17 protein-coding genes are annotated in these 21587 nt (G+C 46.5%); 1 reads left to right on the top strand and 16 read right to left on the bottom strand.

The annotated features are described in order from the left end of the window. Nucleotides 1–62 precede the first annotated feature (62 nt). Genes P1P89_07285 through P1P89_07295 form a run of 3 tightly spaced genes read right to left on the bottom strand, consistent with a single transcriptional unit; the run spans nt 63 to nt 3264 of the window. The gene (locus P1P89_07285; GenBank protein MDF1591302.1) at nt 63–875 is read right to left on the bottom strand and encodes a 4Fe-4S ferredoxin; all 813 of its coding nucleotides are present in this window, start codon (nt 873–875) and stop codon (nt 63–65) included. 44 nt (nt 876–919) lie between these two features. Continuing rightward, nucleotides 920–2164, bottom strand: coding sequence for an acyl-CoA/acyl-ACP dehydrogenase (locus P1P89_07290; protein ID MDF1591303.1), 1245 nt, complete (start codon nt 2162–2164; stop codon nt 920–922). 59 nt (nt 2165–2223) lie between these two features. After that, a complete protein-coding gene (locus P1P89_07295; protein MDF1591304.1) occupies nt 2224–3264 on the bottom strand; it encodes a KamA family radical SAM protein in 1041 nt (346 codons plus the stop codon). A 506-nt stretch (nt 3265–3770) separates the two neighbouring features. Here P1P89_07295 and P1P89_07300 point away from each other — a divergent pair. Next, nucleotides 3771–4130 (top strand): hypothetical protein, encoded by a 360-nt coding sequence (locus P1P89_07300; protein MDF1591305.1) that lies wholly within the window; start codon nt 3771–3773, stop codon nt 4128–4130. A gap of 11 nt (nt 4131–4141) precedes the next feature. On the opposite strand, the gene P1P89_07305 is transcribed toward P1P89_07300, so the two are convergent. The 13 genes from P1P89_07305 to larC form a co-directional block, all read right to left on the bottom strand. After that, the gene (locus P1P89_07305) at nt 4142–5842 is read right to left on the bottom strand and encodes a phospholipid carrier-dependent glycosyltransferase (protein MDF1591306.1); all 1701 of its coding nucleotides are present in this window, start codon (nt 5840–5842) and stop codon (nt 4142–4144) included. Between the two features lie 157 nt (nt 5843–5999). Next, nucleotides 6000–8390 carry a tetratricopeptide repeat protein gene (locus tag P1P89_07310; GenBank protein MDF1591307.1) on the bottom strand — a complete coding sequence of 797 codons (2391 nt, stop codon included), beginning with the start codon at nt 8388–8390 and terminating at the stop codon, nt 6000–6002. Nucleotides 8391–8412: 22 nt separating this feature from the next. Further along, nucleotides 8413–9180: a class I SAM-dependent methyltransferase gene (locus P1P89_07315; protein ID MDF1591308.1), complete on the bottom strand. Its 768-nt coding sequence runs from the start codon at nt 9178–9180 to the stop codon at nt 8413–8415. Next, a complete protein-coding gene (locus tag P1P89_07320) occupies nt 9164–9934 on the bottom strand; it encodes a glycosyltransferase family 2 protein (GenBank protein MDF1591309.1) in 771 nt (256 codons plus the stop codon). Before P1P89_07320 ends, P1P89_07315 begins: the two co-directional genes overlap by 17 nt. A gap of 105 nt (nt 9935–10039) precedes the next feature. Then, nucleotides 10040–12136 carry a tetratricopeptide repeat protein gene (locus P1P89_07325; protein MDF1591310.1) on the bottom strand — a complete coding sequence of 699 codons (2097 nt, stop codon included), beginning with the start codon at nt 12134–12136 and terminating at the stop codon, nt 10040–10042. A gap of 26 nt (nt 12137–12162) precedes the next feature. Further along, the gene (locus tag P1P89_07330; GenBank protein MDF1591311.1) at nt 12163–14451 is read right to left on the bottom strand and encodes a tetratricopeptide repeat protein; all 2289 of its coding nucleotides are present in this window, start codon (nt 14449–14451) and stop codon (nt 12163–12165) included. A gap of 92 nt (nt 14452–14543) precedes the next feature. Then, a complete protein-coding gene (locus P1P89_07335) occupies nt 14544–14912 on the bottom strand; it encodes a prepilin-type N-terminal cleavage/methylation domain-containing protein (protein MDF1591312.1) in 369 nt (122 codons plus the stop codon). A 348-nt stretch (nt 14913–15260) separates the two neighbouring features. Then, nucleotides 15261–16658 (bottom strand): sigma-54 dependent transcriptional regulator, encoded by a 1398-nt coding sequence (locus tag P1P89_07340; GenBank protein MDF1591313.1) that lies wholly within the window; start codon nt 16656–16658, stop codon nt 15261–15263. Nucleotides 16659–16673: 15 nt separating this feature from the next. After that, the gene (locus P1P89_07345; protein MDF1591314.1) at nt 16674–17996 is read right to left on the bottom strand and encodes a dihydroorotase; all 1323 of its coding nucleotides are present in this window, start codon (nt 17994–17996) and stop codon (nt 16674–16676) included. Beyond that, on the bottom strand, nt 17980–18918 hold the full coding sequence (locus P1P89_07350) for an aspartate carbamoyltransferase catalytic subunit (protein ID MDF1591315.1): 939 nt from the start codon (nt 18916–18918) through the stop codon (nt 17980–17982). Before P1P89_07350 ends, P1P89_07345 begins: the two co-directional genes overlap by 17 nt. A gap of 119 nt (nt 18919–19037) precedes the next feature. Further along, on the bottom strand, nt 19038–19682 hold the full coding sequence (gene lepB / locus P1P89_07355; GenBank protein MDF1591316.1) for a signal peptidase I: 645 nt from the start codon (nt 19680–19682) through the stop codon (nt 19038–19040). Between the two features lie 67 nt (nt 19683–19749). Next, nucleotides 19750–20217 (bottom strand): phosphatidylglycerophosphatase A, encoded by a 468-nt coding sequence (locus P1P89_07360; GenBank protein ID MDF1591317.1) that lies wholly within the window; start codon nt 20215–20217, stop codon nt 19750–19752. A gap of 185 nt (nt 20218–20402) precedes the next feature. Next, nucleotides 20403–21587 carry a nickel pincer cofactor biosynthesis protein LarC gene (gene larC / locus P1P89_07365; protein MDF1591318.1) on the bottom strand — a complete coding sequence of 395 codons (1185 nt, stop codon included), beginning with the start codon at nt 21585–21587 and terminating at the stop codon, nt 20403–20405.

The raw sequence follows: 21587 nt of genomic DNA on the forward strand, positions 1-21587 counted from the left end.
CCCCCGAAATCACCGGGTATCATCCAGGAAATTTTATATTTGCTATAAGCCAATCGCTTAAGTTAACGACATTGACTGGTACATGCAAACTTCGCCGGCTCATCCAGTGACCGCAAGTTTTTTAAAATCTGGCAGCAGCACCCGCAGCACATGCAGATGTTGAGCGGTTTCTTGGAATTGCCGGGTTGCAAAACAAGTCCTGCTTCGATTCCGGATTTTAAGATTGCCATGGCCTCTTCCTGGGTTATCGAGCGGCCGATTCCGTTTTCCTCGTAGAAGTAGGCGCCGCCGCCGAAAATCAGGCAGGTTTCTTCGGGTTTGTCGCACCCTTTTCCAACTATTTTATGCTCTTTTCTGCAGATGCAGGGCGCTACGATTATTTTTGACTGAGCCCGGATAATCTCTTCGGCTTTTTCATACGGCATGATGTTCATCTCCGCACTCACACTTGCAGAAACAGGAATAACACGAAGCTGCTGGGTTTTTAATTTTAACTGGGTGTTCATCAGATGCGGTACATATTCGTTGAAGTCCTTGATCAACCCCTCATCTAAATCATTAACATGGTATTCCCATATCCCGACAACAAACTGGGCGGCCATGTACAGGGTTTGCCCGCCTTTAGCAGATCGCAGGATAAGCCCCTTTTTTGACATGTCCGCCAGCAGTTGGGCCGTTTCCGCCTCCGGCAGGCCGACCCGCTCGGCAATCGCAGAAGCCGGCTCCAGCATCATTGAAAGATTTACCGCAACTTCAGCCTCCTGGGGGGTAAACAGCCGTTTTAAAATCCTGATTTCGACTCCGGATTCTGTGGCCGGAAAGCCTCCCGGCAAATTATCCAAATGTTTCGCCAGCTTTTTGAAAACAGCATCCATATCCATCTCCTTGTTTATTGGTTTAAATGCGCCGAGTTTATAAGCTATTCAAATATTTTTTCATCAGCAGCATCAGCTTCTCCGGCGTCTTTTTCATAATCGCGTGATAAGCCGGCCTTTTTCATCTGGCCATATTGCCGATACCATTCATTTGCGATGACCATTGCCATCACCTCACTTGTTCCGGTCCAGATAGAGGACAGCCGCAGATCTCTATAGATGCGTTCGACGGGAAAAATATTGGTGTACCCGATGCCGCCCATTACCTGCATCGAATTATGCACAACCTTCTGACATGCTTCTGTTACGAATTTCTTGGTTTCTGAAACCAACATGCGGATGCGCCCGGGGTCGATTTTGTCATCCACCGCCCGGGAAGTCGTATAGATCATGGCGCGTGAGACATCCAGCAGCATGGCCGCTTCAGCTATTTGAAAACTGACGCCCTGGTACTGATTGATCGTTTTGCCAAAAGCCTTTCTTCGGGTCGTATAGCCGGTTGCAATTTCCAAGGCCGGCCTTGCGGCGCCGACTGTCATCGCTGCGGTCCCTAGCCGCTCGGGAATCATCATGGTATTGAAAACATCATAGGCGCCATTCAACCTGCCGACAATGTTCTGTTTTGGAACCTTCACGTTTTTAAAAACAAGCCGTCCGGCACCCCCGCCCCGACATCCCAAAAGTCCATAAATATATTTGACTTCAACTCCCGGACCTCGGTCGACTATAAAACAGGTCAACGCCTTATGGGGCTCTGCCGAAGGATCTGTGCGGGCATACACCAGAAAATAGTCCGCACCTTCAGCTCCGACAATAAATCTTTTTTGGCCGGTAATCAGAAAATAATCGCCCCTATTCTCCGCAATGGTCGATGTCCCAAAAAAATCAGAGCCACCGCGGGGTTCGGTCAGGCATTCGGCTGCAAAAATTTCTCCCCGCAGCAGGGGACTCATATATTTTTCTTTCTGCTCATCCGTACCGTGCTGACAAATTGCATCGCAAACCAGCTCCGCCCCAACCCCAAATACACAGGCAAAAATATATCCAAGCGTTCCGACCTCTTCCATTACCATACAGGTGGTAACCCAGTCCAGTCCTCTTCCGCCCCATTTTTCGGGATAACGGCACCCCATCAGGTTGCGCCTGCCGGCTTCCTGTAAAAACGATTTGGGGAAACGTATTTTATCATTGTCCATGTCCAAAATCATCTCCCGGGGAACCCACCGGACAAAATCACGTATTTCATCACGTATTTTTTTTGCTTTACCGGACAACAGATAATCCATCATAATCTACCCCCAATACGAATGTTGTTCTCGAATTACCGCCTTAAGTACTATCTTTAACATTATGGGCAATCAACTTTCTGCTTTAAATCTTTCACATATTCCGGCTGCAACGGGATTTTACCATACCCCCCGGGCAGGTCAATCATATAAGACGGAATACAAAGGCTCGATGCATCGGTTTGCAGGCGCTTTAAAATATCAATACCGGTTTGAACTGATGTTCGAAAATGAGCAGCCCCCTTAACAAGATCGACTTGGTGTAGGTAATAGGGCTTTACCCTTAATCTTAATAATTTCAGCATCAGCTCCCTCATGACCGCCTCGTTATCGTTTACCCCTTTCAGCAAAACAGTCTGGCAGCCCAACGGAATCCCTGCATCGGCGAGCCGTATGCAGGCCTCCGCCGCAGCACCCGTAATCTCGGTCGGATGATTAAAATGGGTGTTGATGTATACAGGGTGATATTTTTTGATGATATTGACCAGGGCAAAGGTCACCCGTTGCGGCAGTGAAGAGGGCGTCCGGGTATGGATGCGAATAATATCAATGTGGGGGATGGCCCGCAACTGCATTAAAATCCAGTTTATGACATCGTCGTCCAGCAGGAGCGGATCTCCCCCGGAAAGTATGACCTCGTTTATATTATTGTTTTTTCTGATGTATGCGATTCCATTGTTGATGCTTTTGCTGTTGATGGGCTGAGAACTCCCGAGTTTGCGCTTGCGCATGCAATAGCGACAAAACATTGCGCACTGGTTCGACACCATAAAAAGGACCCGGCCGGGATAACGGTGAATCAGGTTCGGTACCGGTGACTGGATTTCTTCAAAAAGCGGATCATCGGAATAAAAATCGCTTTCAATTTCTTTTACATCGGGGACAGCCTGCTTCCAGATGGCATCATTTTTTTTCTGAATTAAAGACAAAAAATAGGGGTTGATTCGCATGGGATAAAGGGAGGTTACGTTCTGAAGTCCGGCGCTATCTATATCAAAATATTTTTCAAGCTGATCCACCGAAACGATACTTTTTGCGAGAATTTCCTTCCAGCTTTGACAAAAATTTAACGCGGAGGATATTTTTTCATTATCCACTAACATACTATATTCCATACGAATTCATATATGACCCGGGTATCATTCCCGATTAATTAATTGACGAATTCATTATTTGCTCGGTGAACAGGCCCGAACTTATTCAAGCGCTCCGTTAATATCCTTTTTTTTGTTGGGTGTCATGCTTTTTATGCAACTGCAGAGTTGATAAACATTTGCAATTACCCGGCAACCAATCGGATCATTATCAAGGCTGAAGTTTTTTTACAATCATGACCATATTCAGAACCAGCGGGGTCAGTCAGAAACCGGCCCCTGCTAAAATTTTAAAGGTTGTATATTCGATTGCTATTATCTATAATGAAAAATATTAAGAAAAATACCAAGCCCATATGCAAATCGAAATGAACAATACTGCATTCAATCTATTGTTGAATGGTCCTCGATAGTTTTATTCTGATCACAGCTGCTCAAATATTCCACAAGATGCCGTAATAATTATATTAATTTTTATCTTATTGGATATTTATCTTTTCACTTAGGGGGGTAAAATGAAACAAAAATATATAATTCGCAAGGATATTGAAAAGAACGAGCTAACCATCCAAGAATTTGCATTCTTGGATAAAGAGCTCAAGGGCAGGGAATTTATAAATATCAGCAAAGAGTCATTCTCCCTTTTATGCAAAGAAACATATGATGGCAAAAAAATGAGATCCGCCATAAAACAAGGAAAAGATACCCTTGTTTCCGAGTTGAGAACAGAAAATATGTTTCCCATCGGATTATATGTCGATAAAATTGCCGAATCGGTTATGGAGCTCTATGGATCCAAAAATTCGGACTCATTTGAGCTTTTATTTGATGATAAAGAATTTTTAGGAATTAACAAATTGGTCTCTGATTCATAAAAAACAACGGGTTATTCCTTAACTTCATACAAACCATAACCATTTTTATAATAAAGCAATTGCATATTCTCTTTAAAAAATAGTTTTATCAATTCTTTTTTCTTTTCACTAAAGTTATTATCGATCCAGCTTTCAAACAGATCCATACGAATAATCAAATGCGTCAGACCTATCTTTCTTAAATCAATCGATATCTCTTGGGGGGAATCTGATTTTTTAACAGCGCCAAGGAACACGTTCGGATCGGAAATCATTATTTTATCGCTATGATAAATCCGGTTTCCCAGAAAAATACTTAAAATTTTAGCTGCGGCGGGTAGATTCTTATTTGCAAATTGAACTGCCGGGTATTCCTTGCGGCGGGCTTCAATATACTCATCACGCCCAACCCTTCCGCTTAAGTAAGCGATCGGTTGGACTTCTCTGAATTGATGCATTATATAGAACGCATTTATCAGCAGCATCATACCCGCAACAGCGGTTATGACCGCGCGGGGTATTATCGACGAACCGGCGGGGTATCGAGCTGTGACCGTAACATATATCTGGTGCAAGCCCATCATGGACAGTATAATCAGCGGGGGAACAATGGGGGCAACATATCTGATTCGCATCTCGACTTGAAAAAACGTGATCATTAAAAATAAAAGCGAAAATACGAGCCATATCCATTTTTCGGTTTCAGACTGAGAATGCGCTTTTGGGGAAAGAATAAAAGCAAAAAACGGCAATATGAACAACAAAGGGTTCAGCCGGCCGTCAAAATATTGGGGATCTCCATCCTTGCCCGTAAAAAAAATTCTTAAAGGCACCAGTGCGATTTCCCACCAGGATTCGTTGTAAATGATCTTACGGTAACCAAACAGCCCTATCCGCTGCTTTTGGGATCGGGTCGAGCCGGCCTTTAATTTGGTGCCTGTATTTCCATTATTGTCATCGTTTTCGTTCGTTATGTCAGCAGGCGCAGCTATTTGTTGCTGAGAAAACCAATTATGATAAAGGGGGTAGATCGGATTTTGTGTCCATTGATAATTTCTGATCATCCACGGTAAAAAGACTAATAGTGCCACGGCCATGAAAATTGCTGCATACCCCACTGCCTTGGCTTGATTTAACCCGCCGGCAGGACGCTTTCTTACATAGACAAACGGCACAAAAAGCGTCAGCAGAAACAATATCACCAAACCATTGTATTTGGTTCCAAGTGCAAGTCCGCACCAGCAGGCGGAAATCATCAAATGTTTTAATTTGAATCGACTCTCTATCCATTTAAAAAAATAAATGATCGCTGCGGTGGAAAAAAAAACAAGACCCAAATCGACATAAACCGTAATCGACAGTTTTACAATTAAGGGTAGTGACAGAAAAAAAAGTGCCCCTAAAAGCGCATAGAATAAATCCAACCGCTTATACAAATAGTTAAAAATCAACCAGGCGGTTAGAAGCGCAAAAGAAAAGTGTATGTATTTGGTTGCAATATCATTGTCGAAATAAAGCGGAATTAAATACAACAGGTCAATGTTCATTGGAAAATATGAGAACACGACATGGGGTATTTCGAAAATCCCGCCGTGTTTAAGATATAACTTGGGGACTGCCAGGTGGTGGGTAAGGGCATCCCGGCTGACGGGCGGAACCGATGAAAGTATCACGATAGAAGCAGTCAGAATAAACAATGCGCCAATGAGAATAAGCCTAACAAAACGATTCATTCCGGTTGCCGCCCGTTCTTTGTGTTGATAATCGATCATATCGTTCGTATTGATAAATTTTAAAAGTTATCAGCCCCTGGTGAGGAAAAGGGCCTTAAAACACGATAACCTTTTGGGGGTTTAAAGTTCCGTCGTCTGTATTAAAATGGCTCTGAATTCAGTGATTTCTCAAAAGCTCCTTATAATATGATGTTGTTCTGGTTCTTTCAAGATTCTGATCGGTTTTAAGAAGATCCCAGTTGTCAAATCCCTTTTCAACGGCCTGCTTGAGCCATTGAACCGCTTCTTCGATTTTCTTTTGCCGGGCATAGGTGCCGGCAATGTAATAGTAAGCTTCCCACTGATCCGGTCGAACGGCAATGCTCTCTTTAAGGATGGAACGGGCCGTATCATAGTTACCCTGCATCGCATAGATGATCGCCAGATTCTTCGAAGATCCAAAAAATGCAGGGTCAATCGATAACGCCTCCCGATAATGAACTGCGGCAATCTCCAGTTCTCCCCTGCTTTTATACATCTGCCCCAGTTCATAATGTGCAACAGCATCATCCGGATTTTGTGCGATCGCCTTCTGCAACTTCACAATCGCACGATCCATCTTCTCCTGAATCGCCTTCGTTTCTCTAAGGTTGTTACTTGCCAACAGGTTGTCCGGTTGTAATTGAAGCGCCTTTTTATATTGGCTGATAGCCTCTTTTGACCTTCCCAGTTTGGCCAGCACATTTCCCAGATTAATGATTGCCTCAATATGCTCAGGAGCTAAATGCACTACTTTGGAATAGTAATGAATGGCTTCATCGAACCGACCCCGGGCTGACAGTGTATTTCCTAAATTATAGTACGCTTCCGTATATTCAGAGTCTAACTGCAATGCCTTTAAATAATGCTTTATCGCTTCCTCTGTCCTTTCCTGTTTTGATAGAACAACCCCCAGATTATTGTGTGCTTGAGAAAAACTCGGATCTAATCGCAAGGCCTGGGCATAATAAACAGCGGCTTCAGCAAATTTCCCCATTCCCGACATAATGTTACCCAGGTTGTTGCGGACATCGACATGCCCCGGATCTAACTGCAACACCTTTGAATAATGTCTTATTGCTTCCTCTGATTTTCCCTGCTTTGCCAAAGCGTTCCCTAAATTAAAATGCGCATGCGCAAAATCAGGATTTATCTGTAATGCCTTTATAAAATTCTGAATGGCCGCCTCTGTCTTTCCCTGATTATCCAAGGCAACGCCTAAGTTATTGTAGGCAAAATAATTTCTATCTGTAACCCTGAGCGCATGCTGAAAAAGCGTAATACTGTTTTCCCAATACCGAATCTGTCCCCATGTGGCTACGATCAGCGTGAATAGAAGAACAGAACCTGCTGTTGCCAGACCTGCTTTGCTAAAACACTGCTGGAAAAACTTATCTGGAATTCCCCAAACAATCATTATAAAAAGCCCTATAATGGGGACATAGGTGTAACGGTCTGCCATTGACTGAAAGCCTACCTGCACCAGACCAATAACGGGAATTAACGTTATCAGATACCACAACCAGCCGAAAATAAAGAAGGGCTGTCGCCATCTGACCTTGAAAACCATTAAGGAAATGGAAATGATGATTAAACCGGCCGCGGTTATCTGCCATAGCGGCAAATTATGGGAATACGGATAGATAACAGCAAGTTTAGAGGGCCAGATCATCTTCCCGATATATGCGACATAAGAAACCAATGCATTGGCGATCCTGGCACTGATAGGAATTACATATAGAGCACTTAAAGAACCTCCTTTTTGTTGAGCCAAAATCGCCACAACGCCCGAAGCTGCCGATAGAATAAAGAAAGGTATTTTTTCACAAACTAAGAAAAGGAACGTTTTACCCGGCCGCGCATTTTTGTCATCAACCCGAGGCCCGTCCTGGAAACGGCCTAAAGGCCAGCAATCCAGCAGCAGGAATATAACCGGGACCGTAACCAGCATCGGTTTAGACATAAGTCCCAGGCTAAAACACAGAATCACCGCAAGATATTTGGGTGTCGCCGGACGCCTGACATGCCAGGTGTAGAGCAGCAAGGTTAACATCCAGAAAAATGTACTCAATACATCTTTGCGTTCAGCAACCCATGCGACCGATTCCACATGAAGCGGGTGGAGCGCAAACAGAACCGCTATCACAGCGCTTCGCCATAACGCCCCGGTCATCAGCCTGAAGACGAAAAACACCAACAGGGTGTTTGCAATGTGAAATTGAAGATTGGTCAGATGATGCGGCCCTGGATTCATACCATAGAAATGTACGTCCAGCATATGGGATAGCCAGGTTAGGGGGTGCCAATTCGCCGCATGGATAGTGGTAAATGCCCAGATTATGCTTCGGCAGCTCAAGCCTTTCTTTACATGCGGATTCTCGCTAAGATACAGGGGATCATCAAAATTTATAAAATCAAAATGCCGCACCTGACCATATACCGCAAGGGTTGCCATTATCAAAAACAGACAGATCCAGAATTCCGAGCGAGTACGGATAAATATATTGTGAATATTTTTCTGGCTTGTCATGGCTGTTTATACCGGCATATCATTATTTCTTTTGCGCTTTTATTAGCAGGACGGTTGCAAAGGCACGCGGCATCATCCTGGCATCAAGCCATACCAGTCCCATGAAGAGTCGATTAGCCCATTTAAATAATGGGACAAAAAATTGAATTGCCCTGTATTTTGGAATCGCTTTTACTCTTTTTGAGTTTAACTTTCGAAGTTTCGAAAAACAAAATACGACAAGGCTCATTGTCACCTTTTCCAGCGGGCCCAACACTTTTTGAATATGCATCGGCATGAGGCCTGCCGCCTTTAACTTTTCTTCCAATTCAAAAATTTCATAGCGGCGAAAGTGATTAACAAAACGGTCATCATTGCTATAATATAATTTTCTGTGGGGAACAGTAAGAATAAGACTTCCGGATGGACTCATCACACGGGACAGCTCATTTAACGCTTTACAATCATCCTGTAAATGTTCCAACACCTCAGAACATATCGCGTGTGAAAATACACCGGGCTTAAACGGAAGCTTCATGCCATCGGCAACAACATATCGTTGATTTTCAAGGGCGCGTTTTAAAATTTGAAGCGCACCAAAAGATACGTCTGAATATATGATTCGGTTTGTCCTTGTCATCACAGGAGAAATTCCGCTGCCTATTTCCAAAGCCAGTTTTATATCTTCTTTGTGAAGGCTTTTTTCAACAGCGCTTTTCCGAAGAAGATAATTATAAAGGTAATTCTTCAGCAGAATATATTTGTCTTCTTCAAAAAAATCTTGAAATCGATTGTTAGCGGATCGACTCATTTTTTTCCAGCTCGGGAAATAATTCCGATGACGTCATTTTCAGTTTTACCAGGCGGAACGTTAAACCGGTCAACAAGCAACCCATTCCATACTGGATGCTTCTCACCAAATTAATGGAAGAAGCTTCGGCAAAATATTTTGTCGGGCAGCTGACCTCGGCAATGGTGTGGCCGAACCAGATGACCTGGGCAAGCATTTGGTTGTCGAAAACGAAATCGTCTGAATTGCTTTCAATGGGCAATTTTTGTATCAGTTCCCTTGAAAAAGCCCGATATCCAGTGTGATATTCGGACAGCTTGGCGTCAAGCAATAAATTTTCGATCAGGGTCAGAATTCGATTGGCAATATATTTCCAGACCGGCATACCGCCTTTGATGGCATACCCCCCAAGAATTCTGGAACCCAGGACGCAATGGTACAGTTTGTTACCGATCAGCGACGCCATAGCCGGTATTAATTTGGGAGTATACTGATAGTCCGGATGCACCATGATAATAATGTCGGCGCCTGCTTCCAGCGCCATCTTGTAGCATGACTTCTGGTTGGCACCATAACCACAATTTTTTTTATGAATATAAACGATCGTGTTCGGTAGTGTTTTGGCAATCAGTACCGTTTCATCCGAACTGCCGTCATCAACCACGATGACCAGATCAACAATTTCCTGCGCCATGACCTCATCATACGTTTTTTGTAATGTCTGGGCTGCATTGTAGGCCGGCATGACAACAATAACCTTCTGGTCACGATACATACAAGACTCCTTGAACATATTTAACACATCAAAAACAATTATAATCCCGAATTCAAACTCAAAGTGCAACGAAAGAGGAAGCAACTTCCAGGTTGAATTCGGGGTTCAATGATTCTTCATAAGATCTTGACAATATGAAGGTTGCCTGATGTTTTTAAAATCTTCATCTTTTTCCAAAAAATTACAGCCGTCGAAACCCATATCCACCGCCTTTTGCAACCAGCGAAGGGATTCATCAATCTTCTTCTGGCGGGCATAGGTGCCGGCAATGGAATAGTACGCTTGCCATTGATCCGGCCGAATGGCTATCCATTTATGAAAAAAATCGCGGGCCATATCATATTTTCCCAGCGCAGCATATACCATCGCCAAATTCTTGACGGCATCAATATAGGCTGGGGCAATTGCTAATGCTTTCTGATAATGGACAATCGCCTCATCTATCCGGTTTTCCTTTGCCAGCGCAGATCCCAGGTTATTATGCGCCTCCGCATATGTAGGATCAATCCGCAACGCGACTAAATAATGGTTTATGGCTTCATCGAAATTTCCTTGAGCAAAAAACACATTCCCCAGGTTATAATAAGCGGCTTTATATCCCGAATCTATCTGAACTGTCTTTAAATAATGCATTATTGCTTCCTCTGTCTTGCCCTCCCGCAATAAAGCATTTCCTAAATTATTGTGCGCCTTTGCATAATTCGGATCTATCCGCAGGGCCTCCCGGTAGTGCCGGATCGCATCCGCTGTCTTTCCCTGATTGTCCAGGACAACTCCTAAATTGTTGTATGCATCTACATAATTCGGATCTATCCGCAACGCCTCCCGGTAGTGCCGGATCGCATCCGCTGTCCGTCCTTTAGATCCTAATGCAATCCCCAGGTTGATGTGGGCGGCTGTGTTGTCAGCATTCACATCCAGCGCATGTTCCATCAGCGTCATGCTGTTTTGCCAGTATCGGACCTGCTTGCCGGCCGCCCCTGCAAAGAACGCCAGCGTAACCGCCGCCGTCAGCGCAAGACCCATCGTTTTATATCGCCACCGCGCCACTGCTCCCGCAACACCCCAGGCCATCATCATATACAACCCGATCAGCGGCACATACGTGTACCGGTCCGCCATGGCATGAGGCCCGATTACAATAAGTCCGCTCACCGGAAAAAGAGTCCCCAGATACCACAGCCAGCCGACAGCTAAATAGAGGCGCTCCTTTGCAAACCTGAATGCCGCATACGTGATTGCCCCCAGAATCAATAAGGCCCCGGACCATTGCCACGCCGGCAATGCCCCGGGATGAGGATATAAAAATGACAACCGTGCCGGCCAGAACATCTTGCCGATATAACTCACGTACGCAACCAGCACGTTCGTGATTCTGACTTCCAGCGGAATTGCTGCCAGAGACTTTACCGCCCCGGCCTCCTGCTGCGTCAGAAAAGTCGCCACCCCGGCAATAGCGATGATTATAAAAAACGGCCCCTTTTCCCAAATTAGTTTTAGAACCGTCGCCGGTCGCGCTAAATTCGCTAAAACACCACCCGACCCCAACCGGCCCAGCGGCCAGTAATCCAACAGCAGCAACACAAACGGCAGCGTTACCAGCATCGGCTTGGACATCATCCCCAGAATAAATAATAAAAGCGCCAGCAGATACCGCCCGGCCCCGGGCCGCCCAACATACCCGCCGTAACTGAGCAGGGTCAGCAGCCAGAAAAAGGTGCTCAGCACATCTTTACGCTCCGTCACCCAGGCTACCGATTCTACATGCAGCGGATGCAGCGCAAACAGCGCCGCTACAAAGGCGCTCTGCCATAAAGCGCCGGTGAGTCGCCGGAAAACAATAAACACCAGCAGCGTGTTGAGAACATGAAAAAACACATTGGTCAGATGGTACCCGCCGGCATTCATCCCGTACAGTTCATAGTCCAGTAAAATCGACAGCCAGGTCAGCGGAACCCAATAATTGGTCTTGCGCGTGGCATCCGTAAAAGACCACCTAACGGTCTCTAAGGTAAGCCCCTTCTGAACATAACGGTTGTCGGCAACATACAGCGGGTCATCAAAGTTGACAAATTCAAAGTCCTTTACCGGCCAATAGACAGATAGCGTCGCAACCACCAGCAGCAGGCAAACCCAATAGTCCGGCCGCACCCTGGAAAAAACTTTATGATGGACACTCTTACGGATCATAGCTGAACCCATGTCTTACACCCGGCATGCTTAAACCTTCAGTGGTTTCGCATCAGCTCCTGATAATAAGCGGTCGCCCGAAGCCTCTCCAGATTCGAGTCGGTCCGCAACAGATTCCAATCACGAAAACCTCCCTTGACAGCCTTCTCAAGCCAACTCACCGATTCTTCAATCTTATTCTGCAACGCATACAGACAGGCAATGTAATAATATGATTTTATACTATCCGCTCCAAGTTCATCAAGCTTTTCAGCTAACGGCCAAACCCGTTCATATTTTCTGTTAGCCCCTGATACATTTGGATAATTTTCCATATTTAATTCATTGGGTGTAAATCCGGGCAGAGATATCAGCCCTTTTTGAAACTGATTGATTACCGTATCCAGCTCTTTTTTGCTGTTATAAAGGCGTGTTATGTTTTCCTTAAAATCAGGTGAGGCCGGATGGATCAAAAATGCAGCATCCATTTTAGCAACGGCGTTATCCATCTTTCTCTGAACGTTCAACAACCAGTTTAGATTGTTGCCGGCATCTGCATGGTCAGGTTTTATCCGAAGCGTCTCGCGCAAATGATGAATACCGCCTTCAATCATGCCCCGGCGAACTAAAAGCATGCCTAAATTGTAATGTGCGGCCGCATAATCAGGAGTTATCTGTATAGCCTTTTGTAAATGGACCATCGCTCTATCCGCTTGCCCGCTTTTTACCAGCGCAATTCCCAGATTATTATGCGCCTGCGGATATGTAGGATCAATCCGCAGCGCTTCTAAAAAATGGTTTATAGCGTCATCGAACCTGCCGATATCCGACAGGACACTCCCCAGGTTATAGTGGGCTTCCTTTAAATTCGAATCTATCCGCAGGGCCTCTATAAAATGGTTTACCGCTTCTACCATCCTGTCTTGCCGATAAAAGACATACCCGATATTATTGTGTGTCTCCGCATTTTCGGGATTAATTCGCAAGGCCTCAAAATAATGGCCGGCCGCCTCATCGATCCTTTCTTGTGCTTCCAGAGCATTACCCAGGAGATTGTGAGCGATTAAGCTGTCGGCATTCACATGCAGCGCATGTTCCATCAGCGTCATGCTGTTTTGCCAGTATCGGACCTGCTTGCCGGCCGCCCCTGCAAAGAACGCCAGCGTAACCGCCGCCGTCAGCGCAAGACCCATCGTTTTATATCGCCACCGCGCCACTGCTCCCGCAACACCCCAGGCCATCATCATATACAACCCGATCAGCGGCACATACGTGTACCGGTCCGCCATGGCATGAGGCCCGATTACAATAAGTCCGCTCACCGGAAAAAGAGTCCCCAGATACCACAGCCAGCCGACAGCTAAATAGAGGCGCTCCTTTGCAAACCTGAATGCCGCATACGTGATTGCCCCCAGAATCAATAAGGCCCCGGACCATTGCCACGCCGGCAATGCCCCGGGATGAGGATATAAAAATGACAACCGTGCCGGCCAGAACATCTTGCCGATATAACTCACGTACGCAACCAGCACGTTCGTGATTCTGACTTCCAGCGGAATTGCTGCCAGAGACTTTACCGCCCCGGCCTCCTGCTGCGTCAGAAAAGTCGCCACCCCGGCAATAGCGATGATTATAAAAAACGGCCCCTTTTCCCAAATTAGTTTTAGAACCGTCGCCGGTCGCGCTAAATTCGCTAAAACACCACCCGACCCCAACCGGCCCAGCGGCCAGTAATCCAACAGCAGCAACACAAACGGCAGCGTTACCAGCATCGGCTTGGACATCATCCCCAGAATAAATAATAAAAGCGCCAGCAGATACCGCCCGGCCCCGGGCCGCCCAACATACCCGCCGTAACTGAGCAGGGTCAGCAGCCAGAAAAAGGTGCTCAGCACATCTTTACGCTCCGTCACCCAGGCTACCGATTCTACATGCAGCGGATGCAGCGCAAACAGCGCCGCTACAAAGGCGCTCTGCCATAAAGCGCCGGTGAGTCGCCGGAAAACAATAAACACCAGCAGCGTGTTGAGAACATGAAAAAACACATTGGTCAGATGGTACCCGCCGGCATTCATCCCGTACAGTTCATAGTCCAGTAAAATCGACAGCCAGGTCAGCGGAACCCAATAATTGGTCTTGCGCGTGGCATCCGTAAAAGACCACCTAACGGTCTCTAAAGTAAGCCCTTTCTGGACATAACGGTTTTCGGCAACATACAGCGGGTCATCATAGTTGACAAACTCAAAGTCCTTTACCGGCCAATAGACAGATAGCGTCGCAACCACCAGCAACAGGCAGATCAAATAGTGCAACCGCGTAATGCCGCCGCGCTTTGGAATAAGTTTCATATCGAGTTATTCTGCAGAATAAAAAAAGGAGAAAGGACATTACATCCTTTCTCCGTTTTTTTTTACCACTAAACATTATAAATATCAACAAATTATGGGGTTATTCCTCCGGTAGCAGATACCGTATATAATTTGTCGCCGCTTGAGTGCGAAGTGGTTATCGCCAGCGTACTTTGTACGCCACTGATCGTCACTACCACATCGTCCGTACTGATAAAACCTGAAGTTTCCAACTTGGCAGCATCCATCGAGGCAGTCGGTGCATCGGTAAAGTAAGCCTGGGCCGCGGTATATGCATTTTTAGCATCCGCTTTTGCTGCGGAGTTATAGCCTCTTTTGCGGTAGCTGATAAAGTTCGGAATCGCGATGGCAGCCAGAATACCGATGATGGCGATAACGATCATCAACTCGATCAGGGTAAAACCTTTTTGGTTATGATTGATTTTCAGTTTCTGTAACATTGGTACACCTCCTTTTTATAATTGTAATGTTGAATTTTTGTTTCGTTCCAAATTCGGTTGATAGGTTCATTTCACATAATACACTTTGATTGAGTTTTCCCACCCCCTTTTGTAATTTTTCGGTTAATGAAAAAATTGTGTTTTCATCTTTATTGAACTTGCTTCTTTACAAAGCAAAGAATGTGCCACACGCCATGTAAATTCGTTATATTTTATAAAAGTTTGTTTTCAATAGATATTTTTACCGTTGCGTCACCGGGTGCAATTTGAAAAAGAATAAATCAGTCTGAGCAAATGACAAATTTTGTCATTAGATGACAAGATTTGTCAAATAATATAAAATCCACCTTAATTATCATCCTGAAATCCAAGCTTGTTGAAACGGTGCCTCAAGGACCGGTAACTGATACCCAGCAATTCAGCCGCCTTTTGCTTATTGCCGGCGCCTGCTTCCAAGGCTTTTTCAATGTATGCCGTCTCAATTTCTGAAAGAATCGTATCCAGTGAAACGCCGTGTGCAACCTCATCCAGATCAAAGCGCCTGTTTTTAGCGCCTTCGATCCATCTTCGCTTATGAAATGAAAGGGCCAGGCTGTCGGGCAGGATAATGTTCGTGCTGGTCAGGGCCACGCTGCGCTCGATCAGGTTTTCAAGCTCGCGAATGTTTCCGGGAAAATCGTATTTGTTCAACAGGTCAATGGCATAAGATGAAATTTTGGTAATCTCTTTTCCCATTCTAACCGAATATTTTTCCAGAAAATGCTGGATAAGCGCCCGGAGATCGCCCTTTCGCTCTCTTAATGGTGGGACCTTAACTTCAATGACATTCAGGCGATAAAAAAGATCTTCCCTGAAGCGTCGATTGATGACCTCTTCTTCCAGCTTTTTGTTGGTTGCCGAAATGATCCGGATATCGACGGTAACATTATCATTGCTTCCCACGGGTTTAAATACCCTTTCCTGAATAACCCGAAGCAGCTTTACCTGGATATTGAGACTGATTTCTCCAATTTCATCGAGAAAGACCGTCCCTTTGTCGGCAATTTCAAAAAGGCCTTTCTTGTCCTGGGTAGCGCCGGTAAATGCGCCTTTTTTGTGGCCGAACAGCTCGCTTTCCATCAACGACTCGGGAATGCCGCCGCAGTTGATGACGATAAAGGGTTTGTCGTGGCGGTCGCTCTGTTCGTGGATGGCGCCTGCAATCAACTCTTTACCGGTTCCGCTCTCCCCGGTAATCATGATATTGGTGTTTGTCCCGGCGACCTGTTTGATCATATCAAAGATGCGTATCATTCCGGGGCTGTTTCCCACGATCTTCCCGAAATGGATGGTCTTTTTTAGTTCACCGTCTAAAATCTCCTTTTCAAGGGCCAGCGTCTTCACCGCCAACGCATTGGCGAGGGTTTGGACAAGTTCATCCTTATCAAAGGGTTTGGGCACATAGTCATAAGCGCCCTCGTTCATGGCTTCAACCGCTGTTTCAGTTGTGGCATACGCGGAAATCATGATCACAACCGTATTCGGGTTTTTTTTCTTGGCAGCCCTTAAAACATCCAGACCGGTGATGTCGCCGAGCCTGATATCACAAAGCAACAGATCAAAATCCGTTGTCGCCAGAAGTGAAACCGCTTTGCGGCCGTTTTCGGCGCACGTAACCTGATAGCCCTGACGTTGCAGCAACACTTCGAGAAACTCCCGCATGCTCAGTTCATCATCTACAACCAGAATATGTGCATTGGGGGACATGATGGTATCGGCCTTTTAATTTAGGTGTTTATAAACAACTTTTCCGCCAACCATGGTTAAAACCGCTCGCCCCTGCATCTGCCGGTTTTCAAAGGGGGTATTGCGCCCGAGCGACTGAAAGTTGTTTGAATTAACCGTATATTTTTTTTCCAGATCAATGACCGTGATATCTGCCGGCGCACCGATTCTGATGCCGCTCTCAAGGCCGAGTATCCTTGCCGGATTCGTGGCCATTTTGGCTACAAGGCCTGCCAGCGAAAGGGTTCCCTGTTCAACCAGTCTCAGGGCGAGGGGAACGGATGTTTCAAGACCGACGATACCGTCTGCGGCCAGATCGAATTCCACCTCTTTTTCAATGGAAGAATGCGGGGCGTGATCGGATGCAATCACATCTATCGTTCCGTCGGCGAGTCCCTGGGCAATGGCTTGAACATCATCGCGGGAACGCAATGGGGGGTTCATTTTGGTGTGGGTGTTATAACCGATAACGGCATTATCGCTAAGGGTATAGTACTGGGGTGCGGTGGCAGCGGTTATTTTAACCCCCCTGCCTTTGGCAGCCTGAATCGCCCGCACCGATTCTTTTGTGCTGACGTGAGCGATATGCAGACGGCTATCGGTGAGTTCGCACAGGGCGATATCCCGCATGACGCCGACACATTCTGCCGCATTGGGTATTCCCGAAAGCCCCAATTGCGTCGCGATTGCCCCCTCGTTCATAACCCCCCCGGCCGACAAGTCCGGATCTTCACAGTGGGAAATAACCAGCAACCCGAACCCTTTGGCATATTCCAGCGCGCGGCGCATGAATTGGCTATTCCTGATCGGACGATTGTCCGTCAGAGCGATCACCCCTGCTTGTTTTAACTCACCGTATTCATTTAGGATATCTCCATTTAACCCCCTGCTTAAAGCCGCAAAGGGATATACCTTAACCATATCCAGGGCGGCAGCCTTCTTTAGAATAAATTCGGCAACCTGCCGGTTGTCGTTGACGGGGTTAGTGTCCGGCATGGCACAAATGGATGCAAACCCGCCATGGGCAGCCGCCCTGCATCCGGTTTCTATGGTTTCTTTATATTCATAACCGGGCTCGCGCAGATGAACATGCATGTCCATAAGCCCCGGCATTACGATTTTACCTGTGGCATCAAACACCTGATCGATGGGCAATTTTTCCCCATTTAGGAATGCATGGTCGCCGTCAGCCGGGGAAGAACCTTTCTTTTCTCCTTTTTTCCGGATTTCTATGATCTTTCCGTCCGAAACGAGCAGGTCCATGACCCCGTCCAGATTCCCCGGATCAACAACCCTCCCCCCTTTAATCAGCGTCAACATTACGCGCACCTCCTGCCACAAGGTATAAAAGAGCCATGCGAACCGCCACGCCGTTTGTCACTTGATCAAGTATGATGGAATAGGGGCCGTCGGCAACCGCCGGGGAAATTTCAACCCCGCGGTTAACCGGCCCGGGGTGCATGATCAGCACATTGTCTTTGGCTGCTTTGAGTTTTTCAACGTTAAGGCCATAAACCCGGGCATATTCTTTTTCCGATGGAAACAAATAATTTTTTTGGCGCTCTTTCTGGATGCGCAGCATCATAATCACATCCGCCCCGCTGATGGCCTCATGAATATCATAGGTAACTGAAACGCCCAGGGTCTCGATGCCTTTTGGGATCATGGTGGGGGGACCGGCGACCACAACATCGGCGCCCATCTTTCTCATTCCGATGCTGTTTGACCGCGCCACCCTGCTGTGAGCTATGTCTCCGATAATGGCGATGCGAAGACCTGAAATACTGCCTTTTTTTTCTCTGATCGTCATGAGGTCCAGCAGGGCCTGGGTAGGGTGTGCATGCATGCCGTCGCCCGCGTTAATAACCGAGGATTTTAACAAACGCGCCAGCATATGAGGCGCGCCGGCAGCGGTATGCCGGAGTACGATCACGTCGGGATTCATGGCTTCGAGATTTTTTGCCGTATCGATGAGCGTTTCTCCCTTAACCATGCTGCTGGTGCTGGCGGATATGGACAGGCTGTCGGCACTCAGGCGCTTGGCGGCAATATCAAAGGACGTGCGGGTACGCGTACTCGCTTCATAAAAAAAAAGCACGACGGTCTTGCCCCTCAGGGTGGGGACCTTTTTTATGGGCCGCGTTGAAATCTCCTTCATCCTGTCGGCAGTGTCCAGAATCATGGTGATGTCCTCAACCGACAGCGATTCCATGTCCAGAATATCTTTTTTTTCAAACGGCATGATTCACCTGTTCATTCCAAGTTGTAGACGCTTTGTCAGGGTCTCTGATTTAAGTCCCGCCGCTGCTTAATGGCTTAATCGGTGCCCGGTTGCCCCTGTTCTGTCACAGCCGTCTGAATTTACTTCAACAGGTCGCCCAGCCTGCTCCACCTGACGCCAAAATTATCCTTATCCCATGACCAGTAGATGATAAAGGCCTTTCCCTTTAAGGCGTCCAATCGAACAAACCCCCAGAACCGACTGTCATAACTGTGGTCCCGGTTGTCTCCCATGACAAAGAGAGACGCTGCCGGGACCGTAACCGGACCGAAATTGTCCCTTGGTTGTAAACTGCCGGAAATGACTGCTGAATCAAGGTAGACGCCGAAATAGGGTTCCATGCGTTTATGGTTGACATAGAGCTGTTTATTGCGAATTTCAATCACATCCCCGGCAATACCGACCACGCGCTTGATAAAATCCTTTGAGGGATCTTCCGGAAACTTAAAAACAACAATATCGCTCCGCTCCGGCTTTTTTATGGGAATAACAACCTTGTCCCAGAAGGGGATTTTAATGCCGTAAATAAACTTGTTCACCAAAATGTGGTCGCCGATCAATAGGGTGGGCTTCATGGATCCCGAGGGAATCTTAAATGCCTGGACAACGAAAGTACGTATAAACAGTGCCAGAACCACGGCTACGGCAATGGCTTCAATGTTTTCTCTAAGTCCGCTTTTTATTTTTGTTCCGAGTGCTTTTTCGGAAGAATCGTTTGATTTCAAACTGCTTTCCTGTATCCCTTTCCCGGCACTTTGCATCCTATAAACACCTTTTATAAAATGGAAAATCCTAATTTGTGTCTGATAAGAAAAAAACAACCCGTAATATCATATTGGAGATGATCCCCGCAGCAACATCATCCAGAACGATACCCATGCCGCCTGAAATTTTTTTTTCAATAGCCCGGATGGGGAACGGCTTAAAAATATCCAGCAACCTGAAAACAATAAACCCGGCCGCAGCCGATATCGGATTAAACGGTATCCCCGCTAAAGACAGCACCATCCCGGAAATTTCATCAATGACAATACAGCCCGGGTCCTTTTCCTGAATGAGTCTCTGCGCCTTGCTGCAAACCCATACCGCCAATGCCACAAATATCACGATAAACAGAAACGAAACCCACAAATTTACTTTTGACAATAGAAAGCATAAGGGAAGCCCCAAAAGAGAGCCGAATGTCCCTGGCGCAAATGGAATGTTACCCAAGTAACCGCCCGAAGATAGGAACAGAACCCCTTTTTCCCGTAAATTCATGGCCCGTCTCTATAATCAAGCAGGATATTTGTCAAGGTCTTGTTGAGAACCGTAATGGTCCTGGATAGATCCGGTTTCGATTACGCCGCTTCAAGCTCCCGGCTGCGTGAACCTTTGATTGGGATCCGGTCCCAAATCGCCAAACTGCCCATACAACGACACCCCGTTTGCGCCTATGGAAATAATTACTTCAGCAAGGTTTCCTTTATGATCGTTTCATATACGCGTTGTAATGGGATATGTCTTTCCAACGCAATTTTCTTACAAACCTCAAACTCCGGTACGATCCGAACGCCACCGGACGGATCCTTTATTTTTTTAACCTGAACCGGCCCAAAGGATGTTTCCACCAGAATCTTCTCGCGTTTTAGTTTCTGCCGATGGGATGCATAATAACGGACGCCCAGGGAAGTGGTTTCCGCCAAAATGCACCCCACAATTTCATCTTTCCGATCTTCATGACACAGAACCTGCAGCATCGTTCCCGGTCTGTTTTTTTTCATGTAGACTGGAAACAGGCAGACATCTAAAGCGCCCTTGGCAAACAGTCGTTCCATGGTGTATCCCAGAACTTCCGGATTCATATCGTCAATGCCGGTTTCGATCACCAAAATCGTGTCTGATTCGAATTTGGATTGCACCTCCTCCGGGTCTATCGGTTCCTGGCCGAGGATGATCCTTAACAGGTTGGGCGTCGATTCCAACTGGTAAGTTCCGGCGCCGTATCCGACTTTTTGAACCACCATATTTTTCATTTTCCCAAAAGAACGGGATAAGGCCGCCACAATGGCTGCGCCGGTCGGTGTCACCAGTTCAAAGGGTATTTCCGTGCCGTAAACCGGCACACCCTTGAGAATTGCAAGCGTAGCCGGCGCCGGCACCGGCAATGTGCCGTGCCGACATTTAACAAATCCGCTCCCCAAAGGGATTTTTGAAACTTCTATTGTTTCAATACCTAAGAATTCCAGACAAAGTGCCGTGCCGACAATATCGACAATCGCATCAACACCCCCCACTTCGTGAAAATGGACGCTATCATTGGGGCAATTGTGGATCCCGGCCTCAGCCGTCGCAAGCCGATCGAAAATATCACCGCTCCGATCCTTTACGCTTTGTGAAAAAGGGCTGCTGAGAATCATTGACTGGATCTGGCTGTAATTTCTCGAACCGGATTCCTTCAGAACATCGACGTTGACCCTCTTTGCTGAAATTCCATGAACAGAAACCTCCGTGGCCGAAAGTTCAAAGCCGGATAGCGGAATTTTTTTGAGTTCATCCACAAGCCATTGAACCGGCACACCCAGATCAACAAAGGCGCCCAACGTCATGTCTCCGCTGATCCCGGAGAAACAGTCAAAATAGGCCCGCAT

This window comes from Desulfobacterales bacterium, assembly GCA_029211065.1.
In the GTDB taxonomy this organism is placed as follows: Bacteria; Desulfobacterota; Desulfobacteria; order Desulfobacterales; family JARGFK01; genus JARGFK01.

Bases quoted from the DNA above. Each gene is read 5' to 3' on its own strand.
- P1P89_07325 (MDF1591310.1), bottom strand. From the start codon at position 12,136: ATGGGTTCAGCTATGATCCGTAAGAGTGTCCATCATAAAGTTTTTTCC.
- P1P89_07285 (MDF1591302.1), bottom strand. From the start codon at position 875: ATGGATGCTGTTTTCAAAAAGCTGGCGAAACATTTGGATAATTTGCCG.
- P1P89_07345 (MDF1591314.1), bottom strand. From the start codon at position 17,996: ATGTTGACGCTGATTAAAGGGGGGAGGGTTGTTGATCCGGGGAATCTG.
- P1P89_07290 (MDF1591303.1), bottom strand. From the start codon at position 2,164: ATGATGGATTATCTGTTGTCCGGTAAAGCAAAAAAAATACGTGATGAA.
- P1P89_07360 (MDF1591317.1), bottom strand. From the start codon at position 20,217: ATGAATTTACGGGAAAAAGGGGTTCTGTTCCTATCTTCGGGCGGTTAC.
- larC (MDF1591318.1), bottom strand. From the start codon at position 21,587: ATGCGGGCCTATTTTGACTGTTTCTCCGGGATCAGCGGAGACATGACG.
- P1P89_07300 (MDF1591305.1), top strand. From the start codon at position 3,771: ATGAAACAAAAATATATAATTCGCAAGGATATTGAAAAGAACGAGCTA.
- P1P89_07310 (MDF1591307.1), bottom strand. From the start codon at position 8,390: ATGACAAGCCAGAAAAATATTCACAATATATTTATCCGTACTCGCTCG.
- P1P89_07320 (MDF1591309.1), bottom strand. From the start codon at position 9,934: ATGTATCGTGACCAGAAGGTTATTGTTGTCATGCCGGCCTACAATGCA.
- P1P89_07305 (MDF1591306.1), bottom strand. From the start codon at position 5,842: ATGAATCGTTTTGTTAGGCTTATTCTCATTGGCGCATTGTTTATTCTG.
- P1P89_07295 (MDF1591304.1), bottom strand. From the start codon at position 3,264: ATGTTAGTGGATAATGAAAAAATATCCTCCGCGTTAAATTTTTGTCAA.
- P1P89_07315 (MDF1591308.1), bottom strand. From the start codon at position 9,180: ATGAGTCGATCCGCTAACAATCGATTTCAAGATTTTTTTGAAGAAGAC.
- P1P89_07350 (MDF1591315.1), bottom strand. From the start codon at position 18,918: ATGCCGTTTGAAAAAAAAGATATTCTGGACATGGAATCGCTGTCGGTT.
- P1P89_07340 (MDF1591313.1), bottom strand. From the start codon at position 16,658: ATGTCCCCCAATGCACATATTCTGGTTGTAGATGATGAACTGAGCATG.
- P1P89_07330 (MDF1591311.1), bottom strand. From the start codon at position 14,451: ATGAAACTTATTCCAAAGCGCGGCGGCATTACGCGGTTGCACTATTTG.
- P1P89_07335 (MDF1591312.1), bottom strand. From the start codon at position 14,912: ATGTTACAGAAACTGAAAATCAATCATAACCAAAAAGGTTTTACCCTG.